Genomic DNA, 20,747 nt, shown 5'->3' with positions numbered 1-20,747 from the left:
TTTTGGGGCAGTATTGTGAATGCCGCCGCCGATGGCAAGCGGCTGCGTGCTATCGACGCATTGCGGCGATCTGGAATAATTTGGCCGAACGGCAGGAAAATCGCCTAATTACGCGGCTTCGCGGCCCGTTAACCAGCCGGCTTGTTTTCGCCCTTGGGTTTAGCGGCAGCCTTCGGCTTGGCCGGCTTTGGCACGGTCTTGTCCGCGGCGGCGGGCTTGGCGGCTGGCTTCTTTTCGGCCGAGGCGGCCGGCTTGGCGGCGGTCTCGGGTCTGGCGCTCGCATGCCGGACCGCAGCAGGCTTGGCTGCCTTTGCGCCGGCTTCGGCCACAGCGGCGGGCTTCTTCGCTGCAACCTTCGATTTCTTGCTGCGCTTTGCCGGCGTCTGCTGCTCGACGTCCGCGGCAACGGCTGCGATCAAGGCAGGGCCGGTCTTGGTCGGGCCGGTATATACGGGAATGGGCTCGGACGGTTCCGCCGCGGCAGCAATCATTTCCGACGGCTTGCCCATCGGCGGCTGCAGCCCGGCGGTGAAGAACGTCACCGGGCTCTCACCGGTCGACGCGCTGCCGTTGGCGGCGACGATATCGGCGTCCTCGTCGGTGGCCGGCCGCTTGCGCTTGCCGCCGCACATCTCGTCGCGCAGGTTCGGCGGCGTCGCATCGATCGGAACCAGATTGTCGACGGTGCCGAGCGCGGGCTTCAGCCAGCCCAGCCCGTTGCCGCCGAAGCCGCGCTCCAGCAATTGCGCCGCGCGAACCGCGCGCGCCTGTCCCGACGATGAGCCGAGAACGACGGCGATCAGCCGCTTGCCGTTACGCGTGGCGGAGGCGACCAGATTGTAGCCGGAAGCGCAGATGAAGCCGGTCTTGAAACCGTCGGCGCCGGGATAGCGCCCGATCAGCTTGTTGAAATTCTGCGTCACCCTGCGCCCGTAGCGGATCGATGGGATGTGCATGAAGTATTCGTATTCCGGCAGGTCGCGAATGACCGCGCGCGCCAGGATCGCGAGATCACGCGCGGAAGTGATCTGTCCGTCCGCCGGCAGGCCGTTCGGATTGACATAGCTCGTCTGCGTCATGCCGAGCTTTTGGGCGGTCTGGTTCATCATCGCCGAGAAGCCGTCGATCGATCCGCCGACGCCTTCGGCGAGCACCACGGCCATGTCGTTGGCCGACTTCACCATCATCATCTTGAGCGCGTTGTCGACGGTGACCTGAATGCCCGGACGAAAACCCATCTTGGACGGCGACTGCGAGGCGGCGACCGGCGACACCGTCAGCACCGTGTCGAGTGTGAGCCGCCCATCCTTCACGGCCTTCAGCGTGACGTAGGCCGTCATGATCTTGGTCACCGAGGCGGGATACCAGGGCATGGTGGCGTTGTCGGCCTGCAGCACCTTGCCGGTATCGGCCTCGACGACCAGCAGCGCTTCGGCATGCACGGCGCCCGGCGTCACGACGGCAAGCGACGCCACCAGGAAAATCCAGTTCAACGAATGGCGAGGCAGCAGGCGAAGAAGGTGCACTTTTCCGTTCCGGTCCTTTGAGACCCGCCTTGAAAAAAGGAGGTCCTCTCGATCTAACGTTCGGGTTTCAAGCGTGTCCGGCGCCGTCGCGTTGCGGCAGGCGCAAACCTATACCGGCTTGGCGGGCCAGAACAGAGGCCGGGCGATTAAATCGTGGACGAAATCGCCGCAAAATCAGCGATATCCAAACCGTGATCGCGCTCACGCAGCCCTAGTTGGCTTCGATCCCAGCTCGCGCGTTCTCCTGCACCATGAACTGGGCCTTCGCGAGTTCCGCAAAGCGTCCGCCCTTGGCCACCAGTTCTTCGAAAGTTCCGCTTTCGATCACGCGCCCATTGTCGAACACCAGGATACGGGTGGCGTTGCGAATGGTCGAAAGCCGGTGCGCGATCACGAAGGTGGTGCGGCCCTTCATCACCTCGTCGAGGGCGGCGTTGACCTTGGCTTCGGTGACGGCGTCGAGCGCGCTGGTCGCCTCGTCGAGGATCAGGATCGGCGGGTCTTTCAACAGCGCGCGCGCGATCGACAGGCGTTGCCGCTCGCCGCCGGACAGCATGCGGCCGCGCTCGCCGGCATGGGTCTCGAATTTCTTGTCGCTGCGCTCGATGAATTCCAGCGCCTGTGCGCGGCCGGCCGCGATGCGCATTTCCTCGTCGGTGGCGTCCGGCTTGCCGACGCGCAGATTGTCGGCGAGCGAGCGGTTGAACAGCAGCGCTTCCTGGAACACCACGCCGATGTTCCGCCGCAGCGCGGTCAGCTTCAGGCCGCGGATATCCATGCCGTCGATCTTGATGATGCCGGATTGCGGGTCGAAGGCGCGGTGCAGCAGCGCGATCGCGGTGGATTTGCCGGCGCCGGTTGGGCCGACCAGGGCAATGGTCTGGCCGGGCAAAGCGGTAAACGAAACGTCCTCGACCGCGGGCCGCTTGCCGTCATAGGAAAACGAGACGTCGTTGAATTCGACCAGACCGGAAAGCCTGCCGGTGTCCATGGCGTTGGGCCGGTCGCGCACCGCGGGCACCGCGTCCAGTACGTCGAAGAATTCCTGCAGGCGCGGCGCTTCCATGAACACGTTGTTGATGAAGCTCACCACCTGTTCGAGCTTCTGGATCAGCATGGTCGCAAAACTCACGAACATCACGATCTCGCCGACCGTGGTCTCTCCCCGGCCGTGCAGGTAGATGCCGACGGTGAAGATCGCGAGCACGGTGATGGTGGTGGAGGCGCGGGTGATGACGGTGACCAGCGCCCACCAGCCCAATACCGGCATCTGCACCGCGAGCAGCTTGTCGGCGACGAAGCGCAGGCCCTGCACTTCGGCATCGATCTGCACGAAACTCTGCACCAGCGCGACGTTGCCGAGCGCGTCGGAGGCGCGCGCCGAGAGATCGCTGTAATGCGCCTCGACCTCGCTCTGCATGCCGTAGGTCTTGCGCACCACCAACGTGGTCAGCACGGTGAACACCACGCACAGCACGAACAACAGCACCGCCAGCCGCCAGTTGATGTAGAACGCCAGCGGCAGCAGCACCACCAGCGACAGGATCGCTGCAAAATGCTCGCGGAAGAATCCGAGCCAGAGCCGCCACAGCGCGTCGGTGCCGTTCAGCATCACCTTCATCAGCCGCCCGGAATGGGTGCCGGTGTGGAAGGTCAGCGGCAGTTGCATGATGTGCTCGAAATAATCGGTCAGCACCGCCTGGCGCTGGCGGTGCGCCAGCCTGTCGGCATGGAGCGCGACCAGCGCGCTGCAGGCGATGGTGAACAGGCCGAACGCCACCCAGGCCCCCAGCAGCGGCCAGGCCGAGTTCGAAGCCAGCGGGCCGGTCTGCGGCTTGCCGGAGAGCACGTCGACGATCTTGCCGAACAGCACCGGCTCGGCGAATTGGGCGCCGGCCAGCAGCAGATTGGCGAAGGCGAGAATCCAACCAAGCCGCGCCTCCTTGCCGAGCAGCTGGAGGACGCGGGAGTAAAGGCGCAGCATGGACATTCGGATAAGGACTCGGAAGGAAGCGATCAGCGGCACTATACTAATCAGGGATCGCGGTGGAGAGCCAGAGCGGGATGAATTTTGTTCCGATAGCGGTGGATATGCCCACCGACCTCATCCCTGCGCAACGGCTTTGCCGTTGTCGCTGGAGGAGGCGCGAAGCGCCGTCTCGAAGGATGGGCCACGGGCGTCACTGGGGCTTTATGGTTCGAGACGGCGCTTTGCGCCTCCTCACCATGAGGACCGGCTTTTCCTCAATTGATCAGTCGCCCATGGAGCGGCGGCAAAAACTGGTCGTCGAAGATGTCGGAGGCCTGCGGCCGCTTCTGAAACTTGAAGTCCTCCCCGACCTGATCGATCGAGCGTTCGAGTCGTGCCGGATCGATCGCGCCGATACCGTTGCGTTTCACTTCGCTGGTCAGGATGTTGTCGCGCAGGATGCTTTGCAGGCGTTCGAGTTCGAGGTCCTTTGAACCGCCGTCCATGCGATTGGCGACTTCGGTCGCCGCGGTCGCCGGGTCTTTGATCGTCAGATTCAGGCCACCGATCGCGGCCCGCACGAACGCCTTCACCGCCTCGGGCTTGGCGGCCGAAAGCTGCGGATTGACGATCACAGCGAAACCATAGGCCTCGCAGCCATAGTCGGCGAATTTCAGCACCGCCAGATCGTCGGCCGGTACGCCCCGGTCTTTCAGATTGATCGCCGACAGATAGGAGAATCCGGTCACGGCATCGATCTGGCCCGCCGACAGCATCGGCTCGCGCACCGCGGCGCTGATGCTGCTCTGCTTCACGGTCTTGAGCTTGATGCCGTTCAGGCTTGCCACCGCCGGCCACAGCCGGATCGACAGGTCGCCTTCGGCGACGCCGAGCGTCTTGCCCTCGAGATCGGTCAGCGCGTGGATGCCGCGGCTCTTGCGGGCGATGATGGCATAGGGCGCCTTGTTGAACAGCACGAACACCGCCTTGATCTTTGGGCCGCCCTGCTTGTCCTTATCGCGAAACCGCATCAGCGCATTGATATCGACCAGCGCAAAATCGCTGGTGCCGGCTGCGACGCGCGCAATCGCGTCCGCCGATCCGCTGGCGATGTTGGTCGTGACCGCCAGCGCCTCGGCGCCGAACAGGCCCCCGGCGGCGGCCATCACGAACGGGGCGGCTGCGGCATCGATTGGACGATCGAGCGAAAACTGGATCTGGAGCGGGGCCCGGGGCTCGTCCGCGGCCAGGACATTGCTCGCCATCAAGCCGGCAATCGCACACAACCCGGCAAGGGAAGCCAAGAGAACCCTCAAGAGAGCGCTGAGGCGAGAGCGGATAGCGTTGGTCCTGACAGCACGCATCGAGGTTACATCAGCACGAGGTGAGACAAGTTGCCGCGCCGGCGATGACTGTTTCGTGACATCGGCAACGGCATGAAACGCCCTCAGAAGAGCCTTGGGCGAGCCATTCTCCAGCATCTAACCTGAACGGCCGATGACTGCCACGATTTTGCCAAGGGATCGTTCATCTGCCGTTCGGATTGGGGAACCTAATATTCTCTCAGTGGTTAGCTATCCGAGGCCTGTCGTCAGGCCAGCTCCCACGGAGGATGTCGAGTATGTTTGCGCGAAAGGGTTTGTTTTCATCGATTGGCCGCGCCGGTGCAGTGGCAACGGTTGTGGCGGTGGCGCTGACGGCCGTCCAGCCGTCGATGGCCTTCGCCGGCTCCGCGACTTCAGGCAAGGGCGTCACGGCGTCCGCCGGGACCAGCGATGCGACCGATATTAGCGCGCGCCGCAGATACTATCGCGGTGGTGGTGGCGGAGCCGCGGCAGCGGCGGCTTTTGCCGGTATTGTCGGTACCGGGATTGCGATCGCAGCCACCCAGAACCGCCGTCACTACTATGACGATGGGTATTATGGCGGACAGGCCTATTACGGCGACCCGGCTCCGTATTACGGGCCCCGCGGTTATTATGGCGGCGGGCCCTACTATCGCAGCTGGTAAACGCGATCGTTAAAATCGCAACCATTAAAGATGAATCCACCGGCCGTCCGGCCGGTGGATTTTTTTATGGCTTCCGGGGCGGCCGTTAACACGCCTGCCGCGGCTTTGGAGTAGATTCGGAAGATGAGTGATTCGCTCGAACGGCTTTATCAGGCTGTCATCGCGGCCAAGGATCTCGATCCGGCCACGTCGCGAACGGCCCGGCTGTTTCAGCGCGGCCCCTCCAAGATGGCCAAGAAGCTCGCCGAGGAAGCCATCGAAGTCGTCATCGACGCCGTCAACGGCAAGACCGATGCGGTGATCCGCGAGAGCGCCGACCTGCTCTACAACCTGACCGTCCTGTGGGCGTCGGCCGGTGTGACGCCGGAAGACGTCTGGCGCGAAATGGAGCGCCGTGAGGAAATGCTTGGCATCGCCGAGAAGCTGCCGAAGTCGGTGGTCAAGATGCCCAAGGCGCTTGAAAGTAAGATCCTGGCAAGCAGGGCGGTAGCCGACAAGGCGTTGCCCAAAGCGACGGCGTCCCCTGCGGTCAGGCGGCGAATTGTCGCGCTGGAAGGCCGCTCGTTGCGTAAACGGCACTAATTCCTCCCGAATTCAGCCCTTTTCCGGCATGGACAAAACCGCCGCATGATGGTTCATGCGGCCATGCTGAAACGGACCTACGACTGGTGCATCGACGCCGCTGACAAGCCGTACGCGCTCTGGATCCTGGCGGCGGTCTCGTTCGCGGAAAGCTCGTTCTTCCCGATCCCCCCCGATATCATGCTGCTGCCGATGTCGCTGGCGCGGCCGAAGAAGGCATGGTGGTTCGCGACCGTGTGCACGATCGCTTCCGTCGCCGGCGGCGTGCTCGGATACGCGATCGGCGCGCTGCTCTACGATTCGATCGGGCAATGGCTCATCACCCTTTACGGTCTCAGTGACAAGGTCGAGACCTTCCGGACTTCCTATGCCGAATGGGGCGCGGTGATCATCCTGTTGAAGGGGCTGACGCCGATCCCCTACAAGCTCGTGACCATCACCTCGGGCTTCGCGGGCTACAACATCTGGCTGTTTGTCCTGTGCTCCATCGTGGCGCGCGGCGGGCGCTTCTTCATTGTCGCTGTCCTGCTCAACCGCTACGGCGACCTGATCCGGAGCGAACTGGAAAAGCGGCTCGGCCTGTGGGTCGCGATCGGCGCCGTCGTGCTGGTGCTTGGGTTCGTCATCGCGTTCAAGCTGATCTAGATCGCTTACAAGCTGATCTAGATCGCTTACCAGCTGATCCATATCGCGTTCAAGCCGATGTGGCGCTTTGCCGGCATCCCGGCTTCAGGCTAGGTTCGCGTCATGTTCAAACCGTTCGGCACGCAACTTGCGACCGCGGGCGTCGTTGCATCCATGCTGATGAGCGCTCCCGAAGCCGGCTGGCCGCAGGCCACGCCGCCACCCACGCTCGGCCTGCAGTCGCCGGCCCAGCAACCGGTGCCGGCACAGCCGGCGCCGCAGCAGATCGAGCCTTCGCCGCTGCCGCGCGACGAGAATCCAGGCCTGATCAACGAGATCGGCAAGTTGTTCGAGAAATCCAAATCGCTGCTGCCGCCGCTGAAGAGCCCGAGCGAGACCATCGACGATTTCAACGCGCGCACCAAGGACGCCGGCCAGAGCCTGTCGAACATCGCAAAACCCTCGACCATGGTGAGCGGGCGTGCGGCGTGTCTGGTGGCGGCCAACGGCGCGCCGGATTGCAAAGCGGGCGCCGACCGGCTGTGTCAGGGCAAGGGCTACAAGGAAGGCAAGAGCCTCGACACCGATGCGGCCGAGAAATGCTCGCCGAAAGTGTACCTGCCGGGCTACAAGCGCCAGCCGGGCGACTGCAAGACCGAAAATTACGTGACACGGGCGTTGTGCCAATAGCGCATCTCCAACGCCGGAAAAGGTCATGCTCAAACGCATCGTCGCCAGCGTCAAAACGCAATACTTGACACTGGAAAGATTGCCTTGTTGGTATGACGTCCGGCATCGCTAGAGCCGCCTCGCTCGCCTGCATAACCGAAGGATCGTTTCGAATGTCCATGCCTGCCTTGTTCAAGGGCCGCCTGTCGCTACCCGTGATCGGTGCGCCGCTCTTCATCATCTCCGTGCCGGATCTGGTGATCGCGCAATGCAAGGCGGGTGTGGTCGGCTCGTTCCCGGCGCTGAATGCGCGCCCACCGGCGCTGCTCGACGAATGGCTGGCGCGGATCAAGGAAGAACTCGCGGCGTACGACAAGGCGAATCCCGCGCGGCCGTCGGCGCCGTTCGCGGTGAACCAGATCGTGCACAAGTCGAACAACCGGCTCGATCAGGATCTGGCGCTTTGCGAAAAGCACAAGGTGCCGATGATGATCACCTCGCTCGGCGCTCGCGAGGAACTCAATCAGGCCGCGCATGGCTGGGGCTGCATCGTCTTCCACGACGTGATCAACCAGAAGTTTGCGCACAAGGCGGTCGAAAAGGGCGCCGACGGTTTGATTCTGGTCTCGGCCGGCGCCGGCGGCCATGCCGGCGAGATCTCGCCGCTGGCCTTCGTGGCCGAGACGCGGGCCTGGTTCGACGGTCCGATCGCACTGTCGGGCGCGATCGCAAACGGCCGCGCCATCCGCGCCGCGCGGATATTGGGCGCCGATTTTGCCTATATCGGCTCCGCCTTCATCGCCACCACGGAAGCCAATGCGGTCGAGGGCTACAAGCAGATGATCACGGCCTCGGGTGCGGAAGACATCGTCTATTCGAATTTGTTCACTGGCGTGCACGGCAACTATCTCAAGCCGTCGATCGTTGCGGCCGGCATGGATCCCGACAATCTCCCGACCTCCGATCCATCGAAAATGAGCTTCGGTACCGACGCGTCGGGGGAGCGCGCCAAGCCAAAGGCCTGGAAGGAAATCTGGGGCTCCGGCCAGGGTGTCGGCAGCGTCGCCAAGGTCTTGCCGGCCGCTGAACTGATCGCGCGGTTCAAGAAGGAATATGACGAGGCGGTCGACCCCGCATTGTAAGGCGTTTGGCGGGGCGCGCGCCGTCGTGAATGCGACGGAGGATCGATGATGGCCGGACAGGATCTGAGCGCGCATGTCGCGCTGGTGACGGGCGCATCCCGCGGCATCGGCGCGGCGGTGGCGCTGATGCTCGCGGAACTGGGCGCCGCGGTCTCGGTCAATTACCGCGCGCGGGCGGATGATGCCGACGCCGTCGTCGCCAGGATCAAGGCCAAAGGCGGCCGCGCCATCGCGGTCGCCGCCGACGTTTCGCAGTCGGCAGCCGTGGCCGGAATGGTGGAGCGTATCGCACGCGAACTCGGCCCGATCGACATCCTCGTCAATAATGCCGGCATCGCGATCGTGCGCGGCGTCGATGAGCTCAGCGAAAGCGATTTCGATCGAACCTTGTTGGTCAACCTGAAATCGGCATTCCTCTGCACGCAAGCTGTGTTGCCAGGGATGCGAGTGCGCAAATGGGGCCGCATCGTCAACATCACGTCGGGTGCCGCGCGCGGCGCCGGCGCCATCGGCCAGCATTACAACGCCTCCAAGGCCGGTATGGAGGGGCTTACCCGAGGCTATGCCGCCCGGCTGGTCAAAGAGGGCATCACCGTCAACAACGTGGCGCCGTCGCTGATCGAGACCGACATGATGAAGGGCCGCACTGACCTTGCCCGCAACATCCCGCTCGGTCGCATGGGCCAGCCGGAGGAAGTGGCGCAGGCCGTCGCGATGGTGCTCGGTAACGAGTACATGACCGGTCAAACCATCATCCTCAACGGCGGCATGGCGTTCATTTGATCGACAGGATCCCTCACTAATGGAAGCCATTTTTCGCGTTGACGGCAGCCACGTCGTCACCAGTCCCTATGCGGCGGGGCCGTGGCACCCGAGCATGCAGCACGGCTCGCCACCGGCGGCGTTGGTGGTGTGGGCGGCGGAGCGCATTCCAACCCCCGTTCCTATGCGGATTGCCCGCGTGACCGTCGACCTGATGCGCCCTGTGCCGGTGGCGCCGCTGACAATCGAGAGCGAGGTCTTGCGCGATGGGCGCAAGATCCAGCTATGTGCGGTCTGGTTGATCGCCGACGGCGTCGTCGTGGTCGAGGCGACCGTGCTGAAGATCAAGGTGCAGGCCAATGAACTGCCGCCCGAAGCTGCGATCCTGCCGATCGAGCTTCCGGGCCCCAATCAGTCGCGGGTTGAGCCCGTGGATTTTTCGTCCAGCCCATTCGTCACCGGCATGTCGCTGCGCGCCGCCCGTGGCCGCTTCGGCTCGCCCGGTCCCGGCGCGATCTGGTATCGCGTCGACCGGCCGATCGTTGAAGGCGCGCCGGTCTCGCAGGCGATGCGGACGATGGCGGCGGCGGATTTCTGCAACGGCACTTCGCCGGTGTTGGATTTTCGCGAATGGACGTTTCTCAACGCCGATCTTACCGTGAATTTTTCGCGAGAACCTTCCGGCGACTGGATTTTGCTCGATGCCGAATCCTGGATCGGGCCTGATGGCGCGGGGCTCGCCATGGCGCGGCTCGCCGATGAGCGTGGCTATTTCGGCCGCGCCGTGCAGAGCCTGGTCATCGAAAGGCGCTGACCGGCTCGCCTTCTATTCCAGGTCGACCGGCTGGAAACGGCCGCTCTCGTCGAGCGCCGTGCCCCAGATCTTGTGCGAGGCGGTGTGATCGGAACGGCCGAAATTGAGCGGCACGCCGAGACCCAGATCGAGACTGCGCGTGCTCTCCAGCGCATCGACCAGCTTTTCCGTATCGAGCTGCGCGCCGGTGCGCTTCAGCGCATCGATGAGGATGTTCGCCGCGACAAACCCTTCCAGCGACGCGTAGTCGGGCGCCTCGCCGGGGAAATACTTCGCCAGCGCGTTCTTGTATTCGAGCACCGCGCTCGAATAGCCGGAAACCGCCGGCACGACCTGCGTCACGAGGACGCCCGCCGTGTAGCGCGGCCCCAAGAGCTTCAGCTCTTCGGCAAGCGACGAGCCGCCGACGCCCGAAATGCTGGTGAAGATCATCTCGGGATAGAGGTTGCGCGTCTTTTCGATGAATTTGGCGGCGGCCCGATAGGAGGCGGACATGATGATTGCCCTGACCGGTAACTTCTGCACGCGCAGCAGGTTGACGGCTTCGTCGACCTCGATGGTATTGCGTGGGTAGTTGAGCCGCAGGATGGCGCTGTCGTTGATACCGAGTGCGCGATACGCCTTGGCGACGCCGGCGAAGCCGGCATCGCCGAGGTCGTCCTGCTGGGCGAACACCGCGATCTGCCGGACCGGGATGCGGCGCATCTTCACCAGATAGCGCACCGCGGCGTCGGCTTCCTCGGCATAGCTCGGACGGTAGTTGAAGACATAGCGGTCGGGAGGATCACGGCGCACGACGTTGCCGCCGGTGTAAGCCCCGAAGAACAGCATGCGCCGCTCCAGCGCGTAGGGAACCGCGACCGCCGCGGTCGCGGTGCCGATGCTGCCGACGAGGCCGAAGATCTGGTCCTTCTCGTAGAGCTGCCGCACGGCCTGGAGCGTGCGCGCCGGCTCGTTGCCGTCATCGGCGGCGATGATCCGCAGCTTGCGTCCCGCGACGCCGCCGGCATCATTGACCTGGTTGAAGGCGGTTTCGATGCCGAGCTTCATCTGGCGTCCACGCTCTCTCACCGGGCCGGTGAAGGCCGCCGTGATGCCGAACCGGATTTCGTCGTTGGATATGCCGCGGACCGCACTGACCGGATTTCCGAAGCTGACCGCGGGCGCCGGCGCCGCGGCGAAAGCCGGTGCGGCGGGGGCGGGGGCCGCGGCGGCCGGAGCCGGCGCGGATGGTGTCAGTGACTGCTCCAGATCTGCCAGCCGTCGGTCCGCCAGCCTGCAATCCGTCCTTCCCGACGCCACCGCGCTGCGGCCATCCGCAACGCTGCGGTCGAACAGTTGCGCGAGGTCGGAGCGCTGGGCCTCGTTGGAGGCGGCATCCCGGATCACCGCCGCAAATTTCTCGATCACCAACTGAATTCGAGGCCGCGTGATGTCGGGGCAGGCCAGCGCCGAACCGATCACCGGCCCGACGCGGCCTGCAAGGTCGCGTACGAGCTCTATTTTGTCGCCGGGGGCCGCTTCCGCGGCTGCTATGAAAAAGGCACTAAGTAAAAACGGAGTCCAACGCAGGTTCACTAAAATACGCACTACACAACTCTATGGTTTGACGTTTCTTGAAAAGTTTCTTGGAGAATTTCTCGGCAAATTTCTTGGAATTCCGGCGAGCCGCATCGAGGGCGCAAAAATTGCCCTGACGACGCGGCTGCACCGGTAGCATTTTGATCATTCGAGCTCGAGCGGCTGATAGCGGCCGCTCTCATCGAGCGCCGTGCCCCACACCTTGTTCGAGGCCTGGTGCTCGGAGCGGCCGAAGCTCAGTTGGGTCCCCAGACCGAGGTCGAGATTGCGCATCGTCTCCAACGTGTCGATCAGCTTCTCGGTATCGAGCTGTGGGCCGGTCCGCTTGATGCCCGAGATCAGCACGTTGGCGGCGACATAGCCCTCGAACGAAACGTAGTCGGCCGCTTCGCCTGGGAAATATTTGGCAAGCGCGTTCTTGTATTCGAGCACGGCCGATGAATAGCCCGACACTGCCGGCACCACCTGCGTCACGATCACGCCGTTGGTGTAGCGCGGTCCCAACAGCTTCAGTTCTTCGGCAAGCGCGGTGGAGCCGACGAACGAAACGTTGGAGTAGATCATCCCGGGATAGAGGTCGCGCGTCTTCTCGATGAACCTTGCCGCGGCCCGGTAGGTCGCGACCATGACAATCGCCTTGACCGGCGGCTTCGCGAGCTTCAACTGATTGACCGCGTCGTCCACGTCGACGGTGTTTCGCGCATAGTTCAGCCGAAGGATCGCGCTGTCGTTCACGCCCATGGTGCGGAACGCCTTGGCGACCCCTGCAAATCCGGAATCCCCGTACGAATCCTGCTGCGCAAAGACCGCGATCTGGCGCGGCTGCAGCCGGCGTATCTTGACGAGGTAACGAACGACCGCGTCGGTTTCCTGAACATAGCTGGCGCGATAGTTGAAGACGTAGCGATCCGGCGGGTCGTTGCGCAGGATGTTGGATCCGGTGAAGGCCCCGAAGAACAGCATCCTGCGTTCGAGCGCATAGGGGATCGCCACTGCCGAGGTCGGGGTGCCGACATTGCCGATGACGCCGAACACCTGGTCCTTTTCATACAGCTGCTTCATGGCGTCGAGCGTGCGTCCAGGCTCGTAGCCATCGTCGGCGGCGAACAGTTTGAGCATCCGTCCGTCCACGCCGCCGGCATCGTTGATCCGGTTGAAGGCGGTTTCGATTCCGAGTTTCATCTGGCGGCCCAGTTCGCGGGCCGAGCCGGAGAAGGGCGCTGCGATGCCGAAGCGGATTTCCTTCTCTCCCATGCCGCGCGGCAACGGCCCGGTCGGAACCGGGGCGGTCGGCGCGGTTGCCGCATTCGCGGCGGTCGCAGCGGCAGCAGGCGACGGGCCGATCACGCTGGAGAGGCTCGGTCCGGAGATCGAGCGTTCGAGATCGGCAAGCTGACGGTCGGCCCGGATGCAATCCATCCTGCCCGAGCTCACGGCAGCGCGTCCTTCGGCCACGGTGCGATCGAACGTCTGGGTGAGATCGGAACGCTCCGCCTCGTTCGACGCGGCCTCCCGGATCACCTGTGAAAACTTGTCGACAATGGTCTGGATGCGGGGACGCCCAATGTCGCGGCAAGCCTGTGCCGAGCCGATCACGGGGCCGACGCGGCTGGCCAAGTCGCGAACGATCGTAATGTCGCCGGCGGCTTGGGCGCCGCCCACGATGCCGAACAGCATGGCCCCGACCAGCGCAGTGATCCGGAATGATGTCATGGCAAACTCCTTGAGAACAGGTCCACCGAAAGTCGGTTCTCGGGCATTGTCGGCCCTCCGTCTGGATTATGGGTTGGTGCGTTGTGGTGCGGCCGGATCCGGCTTCTCGCGCCACTGCATGAACTGCTTGAGCAATTGGCTGTCCTGCTCGGACGCCGGCGGAGCGCTCGCCGGCGTGGCGGCAAGAAGGCCCTGGAATTCGTTGATCGCAGGCTTTTGCGAAGCCTCTCCGGATGGAGACAGTGCGCTCTTGATCGACTGTGCGACGTTGGAGAACGTCGACGACTGTTCACCATCGCTCTGCCGCGATCCGGGCACCGCGACGACAAAGAACAGCGCCACGAGAGCCGCGACGCCGACGGCGGCGGCGAAGCGCGCCGCGATGGTCCACAACGCCTTCTTCGACTCCTGGTCGGGTTCGTGCATGAGCTCGGGATCGAGCGGATGGCGCAGCGCATCGGATACCGCGCTCTCGAGCTGGGAGTCGAATGACACAGGAGAGAACTGGGTCTCAGTGCCTGCTCCGCGCGTCGCCGACCGCTCACGCAGCGAGCGCGGCGCGTAGTACAGGGGATCGCGGGGGTTGAGATGATCCTGCTCACTCATACTACTCATACGCGCACTCCTCATGACGCTTGGCGGATTAGCACTGGCCGGATCAGCACCTGGCGGACGATCCGGTGGATTGGTTGGCTGCGAAACGGCTGCGGGCGCATCGGACAGAATTTCCAGTTCATGGAGGAGGCGCGCGGAAGAATCCACGTCCGCTCCCCAGGCGCTGCTAGGTTCAACCGGAAGATTTGCATCAAAGTGTGGGGCGCCGTCTCCTCGTCCGACGCCACCTGTCCGCGAGATCATGTCTCGCGACCTCACCTTCCCCACGGCTTCCACTGCCCTCGTCCCCTGCCGGCAAATGTTCCGTCTGCCCGACGGAATGAGCTGCCCGGCCCCCTGGAGCCCGCCAGCACACATAAGTTTGTTGGAGCCGCGCGAGGACAAATTTAGGTCGGAAACGTGACAAAAGTAAGTTGAGGTCCTGTTAACTACAACTCACGAGATCCTTGTTTGCAAAGGCTTTGACGGGCGCGCTCCGGCCAGCAGCAAGAATTGGCCACAAATACGCCGGATTCGCTGTCAGTTGCGCCGTTTTCTGCGCGTAGCGCGCGTTGTCGCATTAATTACTCGTTAACCAAGTTGGCCGATGGTTAACCAATCAATAAGAAAGACGAGTCGAAACATCATGGACGTCCGAGCTGATCCCACGCGTCAATTGGTCCGGCTGCGCGGCCGTTCCTACGTCGCGTTCGTATTCAGCCCCGTCGTTCCGATCGTGGAATGGCTCGCCGAGATTGACGCCACGCTGGCGCGCTCGCCGGGCTATTTCGTCGGCAAGCCGATCGTGCTCGACCTCGCATCCGTCGACCTCTCCAGCTCCGCCATCGCTCATCTCGTCGGCAGCCTCAACGAGCGCAGCATTCGCGTCCTCGGCATCGAGGGCGTGGAGGAAGAGCGCCTTGCGGCGAACATGCCGCCCCTGCTGACCGGCGGCCGCGCCTGCGTGATCACGCGCAACGAGCCGGTGCAGAAGCCGGAGCCCGAAGCCAAGCCGAAGCCGACCTCGCTGTTGCTCGATAGCCCGGTGCGTTCGGGGCAGTCGATCGTCTTCATGGAAGGTGATGTCACCGTGCTCGGCTCTGTTGGGTCGGGCGCCGAGATCGTCGCCGGCGGATCGATCCACATCTACGGCACGCTGCGCGGCCGCGCGATGGCGGGCGTCAACGGCAATTCCAATGCGCGGATCTACTGCCAGAGAATCGAGGCGGAGCTGCTCGCGATCGACGGCTACTACCAGACTGCAGAAGAAATCGACGTCTCGCTTCGCAACCGTCCGGCGCAGGCCCGGCTGGAAGGCGACACCATGAAAATTACCCCGCTGAATTAACCGGCTAAGGAGATTACGTATGGCCAAGGTCCTGGTCGTTACCTCAGGCAAGGGAGGCGTTGGAAAGACCACCTCTACGGCTGCGCTCGGCGCGGCGCTTGCCCAGAGTGGGCAAAACGTCGTGGTGGTCGATTTCGACGTCGGCTTGCGCAACCTGGACCTGGTGATGGGAGCTGAACGCCGCGTGGTGTTCGACCTCATCAACGTGGTGCAGGGCGTCGCCAAGCTGCCGCAGGCCTTGATCCGCGACAAGCGGCTGGAAAATCTCTGGCTGCTGCCGGCTTCGCAAACGAGGGACAAGGATGCGCTGACTGACGAGGGCGTTGGCCGCGTCATCACCGAACTCAGGAGCCGGTTCGACTGGATCCTGTGCGACAGCCCCGCCGGCATCGAACGCGGTGCTACGCTAGCCATGCGCTATTGCGACGAAGCCGTCATCGTCACCAATCCCGAGGTTTCCTCGGTGCGCGATTCCGATCGCATCATCGGCATGCTGGATTCCAAGACGGTGAAGGCGGAGCGCGGCGAGCGCGTGGAAAAGCACGTGCTGATCAGCCGTTACGATCCGGCGCGCGCTGCGCGCGGCGAGATGCTCACGATCGACGACATTCTCGAAATCCTCGCCACTCCGCTGCTCGGTATCATCCCCGAGAGCCAGGAAGTGCTTAAGGCGTCCAACGTCGGCACTCCTGTGACGCTCAACAATGCCGAGAGCGCGCCGGCGCGCGCCTATATCGACGCCGCGCGCCGCCTGATGGGTGAGGAAGTCGCCATGGTCGTGCCGGCCGAGCGCAAGGGCTTCATGGATCGGCTACTGGGTCGGAGGGCTGCATGAGCATGAGGCTGCTGCGGCTGTTCGGCGGCCGCGAAGCGACTGCCCCGGTTGCGCGGGAGCGGCTGCAGATTCTGCTGCAGCACGAGCGCGGGCTGCTCGGCCAGTCCGACCTGCTCGTCACGCTGCGGGAGGAAATCCTCGCGGTGGTGTCGAAACACATACAGCTCGACCCCGACAAGGTGATGGTCAAGCTGGAGCGCGGCAAGACCGTGTCGACGCTGGAGGTCGATATCGAAGTGCCCAATAATTTCGACAAGAAGGCTGCCGGCGAGCGGCGCATGGCCGGCTGACACGGCGCATCGATAGTCAATCGATTTGCTGCGGGTAGGATGCGAGGGCAATTTCGTCCGAGCCCGATCATGAAATCGCCGCGACCTTCGCTCCCGATGACCGGTGGCTGCCAGTGCGGCGCGATCCGTTACGAGATCACGTCGTTTCCGTTGCTGCTCTACACCTGCAACTGCACCGATTGTCAGCGCCAGACCGGCAGTGCGTTCGCGCTGAACATGCCGGTGAGGTTTGCGGATCTTCGTGTCCTGCCCGGTGAGCCGAAGGGCTGGCATCACACCTCGCCCAACGGCACGCTGGTGATCTCGCGGTTCTGCGGCAATTGCGGCACGCGGCTCTATGGCGAACGCGACGGGCGGCCGGAAACCATCAGCCTTCGTGCCGGTACGCTCGATGACACCTCATGGCTGGCTCCGGTCGCGCATTTCTTCGCGCGCAGTGCGCAGCCGTGGGTACAGCCAGCACCCGGCGCGCAGTGTTTCGAAACCCAGCCGAACGGCTGGGGAAGCCTGCTGCCGGTATGGCGCGCCCGCTGGGCGGATTCGGCAAACTAGCGGCGGCTCTCAACCCACCATCCAATCGGCCTGACGGCGCAAAATGGCTAAAGTCATTCACTCTGGAAAATTGTTCCAGGACGAAGGAACCGTCTGAAGGTATGGGGCATTACCGTTGGTTTGGGAGGTTATTTTGGTCGAGTTGATTACGGAAAAAGCGAAGAGTGGAATTTGGGGCCTCGACGACATCCTGGCTGGCGGGTTCACACGAGAGCACATGTTTCTGATCGAGGGGGCGCCCGGGACCGGGAAGACCACGATCGCGCTCGAATTTCTGATGGAAGGCGCGCGGGCCGGCGAGAAGTGCCTCTACATCACGCTGTCTGAAACCGAGCGTGAATTGCGGCAAGGCGCCGCCTCTCACGGCTGGAAGCTCGACGAACTGATCGAAGTGTTCGAACTGTTGCCGCCGGAAAGCCTCCTCGATTCCGAGCAACAGCAGAGCCTGCTTTATTCCTCCGACCTCGAACTGGGCGAGACCACCAAGCAGATTTTCGCCGCCGTCGATCGTGCGCAGCCGAAGCGGGTGATTCTCGACAGCCTTTCCGAAATCAGGTTGCTGGCGCAGAGTTCGCTGCGGTACCGGCGGCAGATTTTGGCAATCAAGCACTATTTCGCAAATTTCGGCGCCACCGTGCTGCTGCTCGATGATATGTCGTCTGATCTCGCCGACAAAACCATCCACAGCGTGGCGCACGGCGTGCTGCGGCTGGAAGAGCTTGCGCCGGCATATGGCGCCGAGCGGCGCCGCGCGCGCGTCATCAAATATCGCGGCATAAAATTTCGCGGCGGCTACCATGACGTCACCATCGCCACCGGCGGGCTGAACGTATTTCCGCGGCTGGTGGCGTCGGAACATCGAACGAATTACGCCAGACGCACGCTCTCCAGCGGCATTGCAGAACTGGACAAGCTCCTCGGCAATGGCATCGAGACCGGATCGAGCACATTGATCCTGGGGCCGGCGGGTACAGGCAAATCTCTCCTCGCCATTATTTTCATCGCTGCGGCGGTCGCGCGTGGGGAGAGGGCGGCTTTCTTCGTTTTCGATGAAGAGCTGGGGCTTTTACATGACCGCATGAAAGGCCTCGGCATCGACCTCGAAGCCATGCAGCGCACCGGCAATCTCTTCATCGAGCAGGTCGATGCCGCCGAGCTGTCGCCCGGCGAATTCGCTCATCGCGTCCGCAAGCGGGTTGACGAGAATAGCGTCAAGACCGTGCTGATCGACAGCCTCAACGGTTATCAGGCAGCGATGCCCGAGGAGAATTCGCTGATTCTGCACATGCATGAATTGCTGCAATATCTCAATCGCCAGGGGGCGGCGACGTTCATGACGGTCGCGCAGCACGGATTGGTCGGCGACATGAAAGCGCCGGTCGACGTGACGTATCTTGCGGATACCGTGATCCTGCTGCGCTATTTCGAGGCGATCGGCAGCGTGCGCCGGGCGATGTCAATCATCAAAAAGCGTACCGGCGCGCACGAAGCAACGATCCGCGAATATCGCATCGACAATCGCGGTCTTACCGTTGGTGGGCCGCTTGTTGGATTCCAGGGCGTGCTGCGAGGCGTTCCGGTCTACGTCGGCGAGGGTAAGCCTCTGCTGGAGGATAGGCCTCTGCTGGAGGATCCGTTCTCGTGACGGCCGGTTCGTCGTCCGAGCGGGCCGTCATTCTCGCGCCGAATGGCCGCGACGCAGCGGTGGCCGCCGCCTTGATCCGCGAGGCGGGCTACCACGCGCAAGCCTGCGGTGATCTGTCCGCACTGCTGAGCGAAATCGAGGAAGGCGCTGGTCTTGCCGTGATCGCCGACGAGGCGATCAAGACCGCGGATCTTCGCAGCCTCGAAAACTGGCTCAACGATCAACCTGCATGGTCGGATTTTCCGATCATATTGCTGACGCATCAGGGCGGCGGTCCAGAGCGTAATCCCGACGCGGCGCGGATCGGGCAGGCGCTGGGTAACGTGACGTTTCTCGAGCGGCCGTTTCATCCGACCACGCTCGTCAGCATCGTCGGCTCCGCGGTGCGCGGAAGGCGCCGGCAATACGAGGCGCGCGCGATCCTTGCCGATCTGACCGAAAGCGGGGACCTGCTGCAAACCGCGCTCACGGCCGGGCAACTCGGCACGTGGGAGCTGCATCTGCCCGACCTCCTCTTTGAAGTCTCGGCAACCTGCAAATCGGCGTTTGGACGCGATGTGGATAGACCATTCACGTATCAGGACCTTGAGCGTGCGGTCCATCCCGACGATCGCGCGCGCCGCGATGAAAGCGTCACGCGCACGCTCGAGCAGGGGCACGATTATAGCATCGAGTTCCGCAATGTCTGGCCCGACGGCTCACTGCACTGGATCGACGTGCGCGGCCGGCCGGTATATCGCCCCGACGGCGGCATCAAGTCGCTTGTCGGTGTTTGCTCCGACATCACCGCACGCAAGACGGCTGAAATCGAGCGCGAAACACTGGTTGCCCAATTGGCGGCCGAGCGCACGGCGCTGGCGGAACTGACCGAAACCCTCGAGCAGCGCGTCGAAGAGCGTTCGTCCGATCTGATGAAAGCGGTGGCGGCCCGGGAGAAAGCACAGGAGCAACTGCGCCAGGCCCAGAAGATGGAAACCATCGGCCAGCTGACCGGCGGCGTCGCGCATGACTTCAACAATCTGCTGATGGCCGTGATGGGCAATCTCGATCTGCTGCGCAAGCGCCTGCCGGACGATCCGCGCCTGCAGCGGCTGGTCGAAGGCGCCATGCAAGGCGCGGAACGCGGCGCCTCGCTGACGCAGCGTTTGCTCGCATTCGCCCGCCAGCAGGATTTGCGCGCGGTGTCGGTCGACCTGCGCGTCCTGATCGAGGGGATGGTCGATCTGCTCGCAAGATCCCTCGGACCCCGTGTGGAGCTGCGGCTCGATCTTCCCCAGGGCCTGCCGCCGGCGCGGATCGATGCCAACCAGCTCGAGCTTGCGATCCTCAATCTGGCGATTAACGCGCGTGACGCGATGCCCGACGGGGGCAGGATCTATATCGGGGTGGCGGAGTATCAGGCGAAGGGCGATGCGGTGCTGGTTCCGGGCCGGTATCTCAAGCTCTCGGTCGCCGATACCGGGAGCGGAATGCCGCCGGAAATACTGAAGCGCGCGATCGAACCGTTCTTTTCGACAAAGCAGGTCGGGAAGGGTACCGGACTGGGATTGTCCATGGTGCATGGGCTTGCGGTTCAGCTGGGCGGCACGCTGCAACTGACGAGCACCGTCGGGAAAGGAACCTGCGCGACACTGGTGCTGCCGGTCGCGACCGTCGCGCCGGAAACGGAAAGTCCGGCGCCGCCAGCGGAAAAGATCAAGCGCAAGGCGGTTATCCTGTTTGTCGACGACGACCCGCTGATCGCGATGTCGACCGTGGAAATGCTGGAAGATCTCGGCCACCGGGTGATCGGCGCCAATTCCGGCCAGCGTGCGCTGGACATTCTCAAGAGCGATCAGCCGCTCGACCTGATGGTGACGGATCACATGATGCCCGGGATGACCGGACTGGAACTGGCCGCGGCGTCGCGCGAGGTGCGCCCGTCGCTGCCGGTCCTGCTGGCGACCGGCTACGCTGAATTGCCGGAAGGGACGCAGCTCGACCTGCCGCGTCTGGCAAAGCCCTATCATCAGGACCAGTTGCGCGATCAGCTCGACCAATTGCTGGCGTGAGACGCATCGGAGCGTTTTCCAGCGAAGTGGGGGGACCGG

At 63.5% G+C, this 20,747-nt stretch carries 20 protein-coding genes; 14 read left to right on the top strand and 6 right to left on the bottom strand.

Features of this window, described 5'->3' with window-relative positions; genetic code table 11:
• Nucleotides 1-128: 128 nt before the first annotated feature.
• The 3 genes from ACPPVP_RS39915 to ACPPVP_RS39905 form a co-directional block, all read right to left on the bottom strand.
• The gene (locus tag ACPPVP_RS39915; RefSeq protein WP_426529083.1) at nucleotides 129-1,526 is read right to left on the bottom strand and encodes a D-alanyl-D-alanine carboxypeptidase family protein; all 1,398 of its coding nucleotides are present in this window, start codon (nucleotides 1,524-1,526) and stop codon (nucleotides 129-131) included.
• A 211-nt stretch (nucleotides 1,527-1,737) separates the two neighbouring features.
• On the bottom strand, nucleotides 1,738-3,516 hold the full coding sequence (locus ACPPVP_RS39910) for a glucan ABC transporter ATP-binding protein/ permease (protein ID WP_426529081.1): 1,779 nt from the start codon (nucleotides 3,514-3,516) through the stop codon (nucleotides 1,738-1,740).
• Between the two features lie 254 nt (nucleotides 3,517-3,770).
• On the bottom strand, nucleotides 3,771-4,760 hold the full coding sequence (locus ACPPVP_RS39905; protein ID WP_426538314.1) for an ABC transporter substrate-binding protein: 990 nt from the start codon (nucleotides 4,758-4,760) through the stop codon (nucleotides 3,771-3,773).
• Nucleotides 4,761-5,116: 356 nt separating this feature from the next.
• Here ACPPVP_RS39905 and ACPPVP_RS39900 point away from each other — a divergent pair, with 356 nt between their 5' ends.
• The 7 genes from ACPPVP_RS39900 (at nucleotide 5,117) to ACPPVP_RS39870 (ending at nucleotide 10,099) form a co-directional block, all read left to right on the top strand.
• Nucleotides 5,117-5,506 carry a hypothetical protein gene (locus ACPPVP_RS39900; RefSeq protein ID WP_426529079.1) on the top strand — a complete coding sequence of 130 codons (390 nt, stop codon included), beginning with the start codon at nucleotides 5,117-5,119 and terminating at the stop codon, nucleotides 5,504-5,506.
• Nucleotides 5,507-5,629: 123 nt separating this feature from the next.
• A complete protein-coding gene (hisE, locus tag ACPPVP_RS39895; protein WP_426529077.1) occupies nucleotides 5,630-6,088 on the top strand; it encodes a phosphoribosyl-ATP diphosphatase in 459 nt (152 codons plus the stop codon).
• Between the two features lie 63 nt (nucleotides 6,089-6,151).
• The gene (locus ACPPVP_RS39890) at nucleotides 6,152-6,733 is read left to right on the top strand and encodes a YqaA family protein (RefSeq protein ID WP_426538312.1); all 582 of its coding nucleotides are present in this window, start codon (nucleotides 6,152-6,154) and stop codon (nucleotides 6,731-6,733) included.
• 102 nt (nucleotides 6,734-6,835) lie between these two features.
• Nucleotides 6,836-7,402 (top strand): hypothetical protein, encoded by a 567-nt coding sequence (locus ACPPVP_RS39885; RefSeq protein WP_426529075.1) that lies wholly within the window; start codon nucleotides 6,836-6,838, stop codon nucleotides 7,400-7,402.
• 152 nt (nucleotides 7,403-7,554) lie between these two features.
• On the top strand, nucleotides 7,555-8,523 hold the full coding sequence (locus tag ACPPVP_RS39880; RefSeq protein ID WP_426529073.1) for an NAD(P)H-dependent flavin oxidoreductase: 969 nt from the start codon (nucleotides 7,555-7,557) through the stop codon (nucleotides 8,521-8,523).
• Between the two features lie 48 nt (nucleotides 8,524-8,571).
• Complete coding sequence (locus ACPPVP_RS39875) at nucleotides 8,572-9,306, top strand: SDR family NAD(P)-dependent oxidoreductase (protein ID WP_426529071.1); 735 nt, start codon at nucleotides 8,572-8,574, stop codon at nucleotides 9,304-9,306.
• 19 nt (nucleotides 9,307-9,325) lie between these two features.
• Nucleotides 9,326-10,099: a thioesterase family protein gene (locus ACPPVP_RS39870; protein WP_426529069.1), complete on the top strand. Its 774-nt coding sequence runs from the start codon at nucleotides 9,326-9,328 to the stop codon at nucleotides 10,097-10,099.
• A 12-nt stretch (nucleotides 10,100-10,111) separates the two neighbouring features.
• Here the strand turns inward: ACPPVP_RS39870 and ACPPVP_RS39865 are convergent, their stop codons facing one another.
• On the bottom strand, nucleotides 10,112-11,635 hold the full coding sequence (locus ACPPVP_RS39865; protein WP_426538310.1) for an ABC transporter substrate-binding protein: 1,524 nt from the start codon (nucleotides 11,633-11,635) through the stop codon (nucleotides 10,112-10,114).
• Between ACPPVP_RS39865 and ACPPVP_RS39860 the strand changes: the two genes are divergently transcribed.
• Nucleotides 11,532-11,816 carry a hypothetical protein gene (locus tag ACPPVP_RS39860; protein WP_426538443.1) on the top strand — a complete coding sequence of 95 codons (285 nt, stop codon included), beginning with the start codon at nucleotides 11,532-11,534 and terminating at the stop codon, nucleotides 11,814-11,816. The two genes, ACPPVP_RS39865 and ACPPVP_RS39860, sit on opposite strands and share 104 nt — an antisense overlap.
• Nucleotides 11,817-11,824: 8 nt before the next feature.
• On the opposite strand, the gene ACPPVP_RS39855 is transcribed toward ACPPVP_RS39860, so the two are convergent.
• Both ACPPVP_RS39855 and ACPPVP_RS39850 read right to left on the bottom strand, forming a co-directional pair.
• A complete protein-coding gene (locus ACPPVP_RS39855; RefSeq protein ID WP_426529067.1) occupies nucleotides 11,825-13,393 on the bottom strand; it encodes an ABC transporter substrate-binding protein in 1,569 nt (522 codons plus the stop codon).
• A gap of 66 nt (nucleotides 13,394-13,459) precedes the next feature.
• The gene (locus ACPPVP_RS39850; RefSeq protein ID WP_426529065.1) at nucleotides 13,460-14,008 is read right to left on the bottom strand and encodes a hypothetical protein; all 549 of its coding nucleotides are present in this window, start codon (nucleotides 14,006-14,008) and stop codon (nucleotides 13,460-13,462) included.
• 625 nt (nucleotides 14,009-14,633) lie between these two features.
• Between ACPPVP_RS39850 and minC the strand changes: the two genes are divergently transcribed.
• The 6 genes from minC to ACPPVP_RS39820 all read left to right on the top strand — a co-directional run bounded on the left by minC (nucleotide 14,634) and on the right by ACPPVP_RS39820 (nucleotide 20,708).
• Nucleotides 14,634-15,335 (top strand): septum site-determining protein MinC, encoded by a 702-nt coding sequence (gene minC, locus ACPPVP_RS39845; protein WP_426529063.1) that lies wholly within the window; start codon nucleotides 14,634-14,636, stop codon nucleotides 15,333-15,335.
• 19 nt (nucleotides 15,336-15,354) lie between these two features.
• The gene (minD, locus tag ACPPVP_RS39840) at nucleotides 15,355-16,170 is read left to right on the top strand and encodes a septum site-determining protein MinD (RefSeq protein ID WP_426529061.1); all 816 of its coding nucleotides are present in this window, start codon (nucleotides 15,355-15,357) and stop codon (nucleotides 16,168-16,170) included.
• Nucleotides 16,167-16,460: a cell division topological specificity factor MinE gene (gene minE / locus ACPPVP_RS39835; protein ID WP_426529059.1), complete on the top strand. Its 294-nt coding sequence runs from the start codon at nucleotides 16,167-16,169 to the stop codon at nucleotides 16,458-16,460. Before minD ends, minE begins: the two co-directional genes overlap by 4 nt.
• 69 nt (nucleotides 16,461-16,529) lie before the next feature.
• Nucleotides 16,530-17,012: a GFA family protein gene (locus ACPPVP_RS39830; RefSeq protein ID WP_426529057.1), complete on the top strand. Its 483-nt coding sequence runs from the start codon at nucleotides 16,530-16,532 to the stop codon at nucleotides 17,010-17,012.
• Nucleotides 17,013-17,145: 133 nt separating this feature from the next.
• Nucleotides 17,146-18,657, top strand: coding sequence for an ATPase domain-containing protein (locus tag ACPPVP_RS39825; RefSeq protein ID WP_426529055.1), 1,512 nt, complete (start codon nucleotides 17,146-17,148; stop codon nucleotides 18,655-18,657).
• The gene (locus ACPPVP_RS39820; RefSeq protein WP_426529053.1) at nucleotides 18,654-20,708 is read left to right on the top strand and encodes an ATP-binding protein; all 2,055 of its coding nucleotides are present in this window, start codon (nucleotides 18,654-18,656) and stop codon (nucleotides 20,706-20,708) included. Before ACPPVP_RS39825 ends, ACPPVP_RS39820 begins: the two co-directional genes overlap by 4 nt.
• The last annotated feature ends 39 nt before the right edge of the window (nucleotides 20,709-20,747 follow it).

It is taken from the genome of Bradyrhizobium sp. McL0615, from assembly GCF_049993905.1.
Taxonomy (GTDB): Bacteria; Pseudomonadota; Alphaproteobacteria; order Rhizobiales; family Xanthobacteraceae; genus Bradyrhizobium.
The sequence above is the reverse complement of the archived record's forward strand: the minus strand, read 5'-3'. Positions and strand labels throughout refer to the sequence as shown.

Excerpts from the sequence above, each read along its gene's own strand:
- ACPPVP_RS39910 (WP_426529081.1), bottom strand. The coding sequence starts at position 3,516 with ATGTCCATGCTGCGCCTTTACTCCCGCGTCCTCCAGCTGCTCGGCAAG.
- ACPPVP_RS39905 (WP_426538314.1), bottom strand. The coding sequence starts at position 4,760 with ATGGCGAGCAATGTCCTGGCCGCGGACGAGCCCCGGGCCCCGCTCCAG.
- ACPPVP_RS39900 (WP_426529079.1), top strand. The coding sequence starts at position 5,117 with ATGTTTGCGCGAAAGGGTTTGTTTTCATCGATTGGCCGCGCCGGTGCA.
- hisE (WP_426529077.1), top strand. The coding sequence starts at position 5,630 with ATGAGTGATTCGCTCGAACGGCTTTATCAGGCTGTCATCGCGGCCAAG.
- ACPPVP_RS39890 (WP_426538312.1), top strand. The coding sequence starts at position 6,152 with ATGCTGAAACGGACCTACGACTGGTGCATCGACGCCGCTGACAAGCCG.
- ACPPVP_RS39885 (WP_426529075.1), top strand. The coding sequence starts at position 6,836 with ATGTTCAAACCGTTCGGCACGCAACTTGCGACCGCGGGCGTCGTTGCA.
- ACPPVP_RS39880 (WP_426529073.1), top strand. The coding sequence starts at position 7,555 with ATGTCCATGCCTGCCTTGTTCAAGGGCCGCCTGTCGCTACCCGTGATC.
- ACPPVP_RS39875 (WP_426529071.1), top strand. The coding sequence starts at position 8,572 with ATGGCCGGACAGGATCTGAGCGCGCATGTCGCGCTGGTGACGGGCGCA.
- ACPPVP_RS39870 (WP_426529069.1), top strand. The coding sequence starts at position 9,326 with ATGGAAGCCATTTTTCGCGTTGACGGCAGCCACGTCGTCACCAGTCCC.
- ACPPVP_RS39860 (WP_426538443.1), top strand. The coding sequence starts at position 11,532 with ATGTCGGGGCAGGCCAGCGCCGAACCGATCACCGGCCCGACGCGGCCT.
- ACPPVP_RS39855 (WP_426529067.1), bottom strand. The coding sequence starts at position 13,393 with ATGACATCATTCCGGATCACTGCGCTGGTCGGGGCCATGCTGTTCGGC.
- ACPPVP_RS39850 (WP_426529065.1), bottom strand. The coding sequence starts at position 14,008 with ATGAGTAGTATGAGTGAGCAGGATCATCTCAACCCCCGCGATCCCCTG.
- minC (WP_426529063.1), top strand. The coding sequence starts at position 14,634 with ATGGACGTCCGAGCTGATCCCACGCGTCAATTGGTCCGGCTGCGCGGC.
- minD (WP_426529061.1), top strand. The coding sequence starts at position 15,355 with ATGGCCAAGGTCCTGGTCGTTACCTCAGGCAAGGGAGGCGTTGGAAAG.
- minE (WP_426529059.1), top strand. The coding sequence starts at position 16,167 with ATGAGCATGAGGCTGCTGCGGCTGTTCGGCGGCCGCGAAGCGACTGCC.
- ACPPVP_RS39830 (WP_426529057.1), top strand. The coding sequence starts at position 16,530 with ATGAAATCGCCGCGACCTTCGCTCCCGATGACCGGTGGCTGCCAGTGC.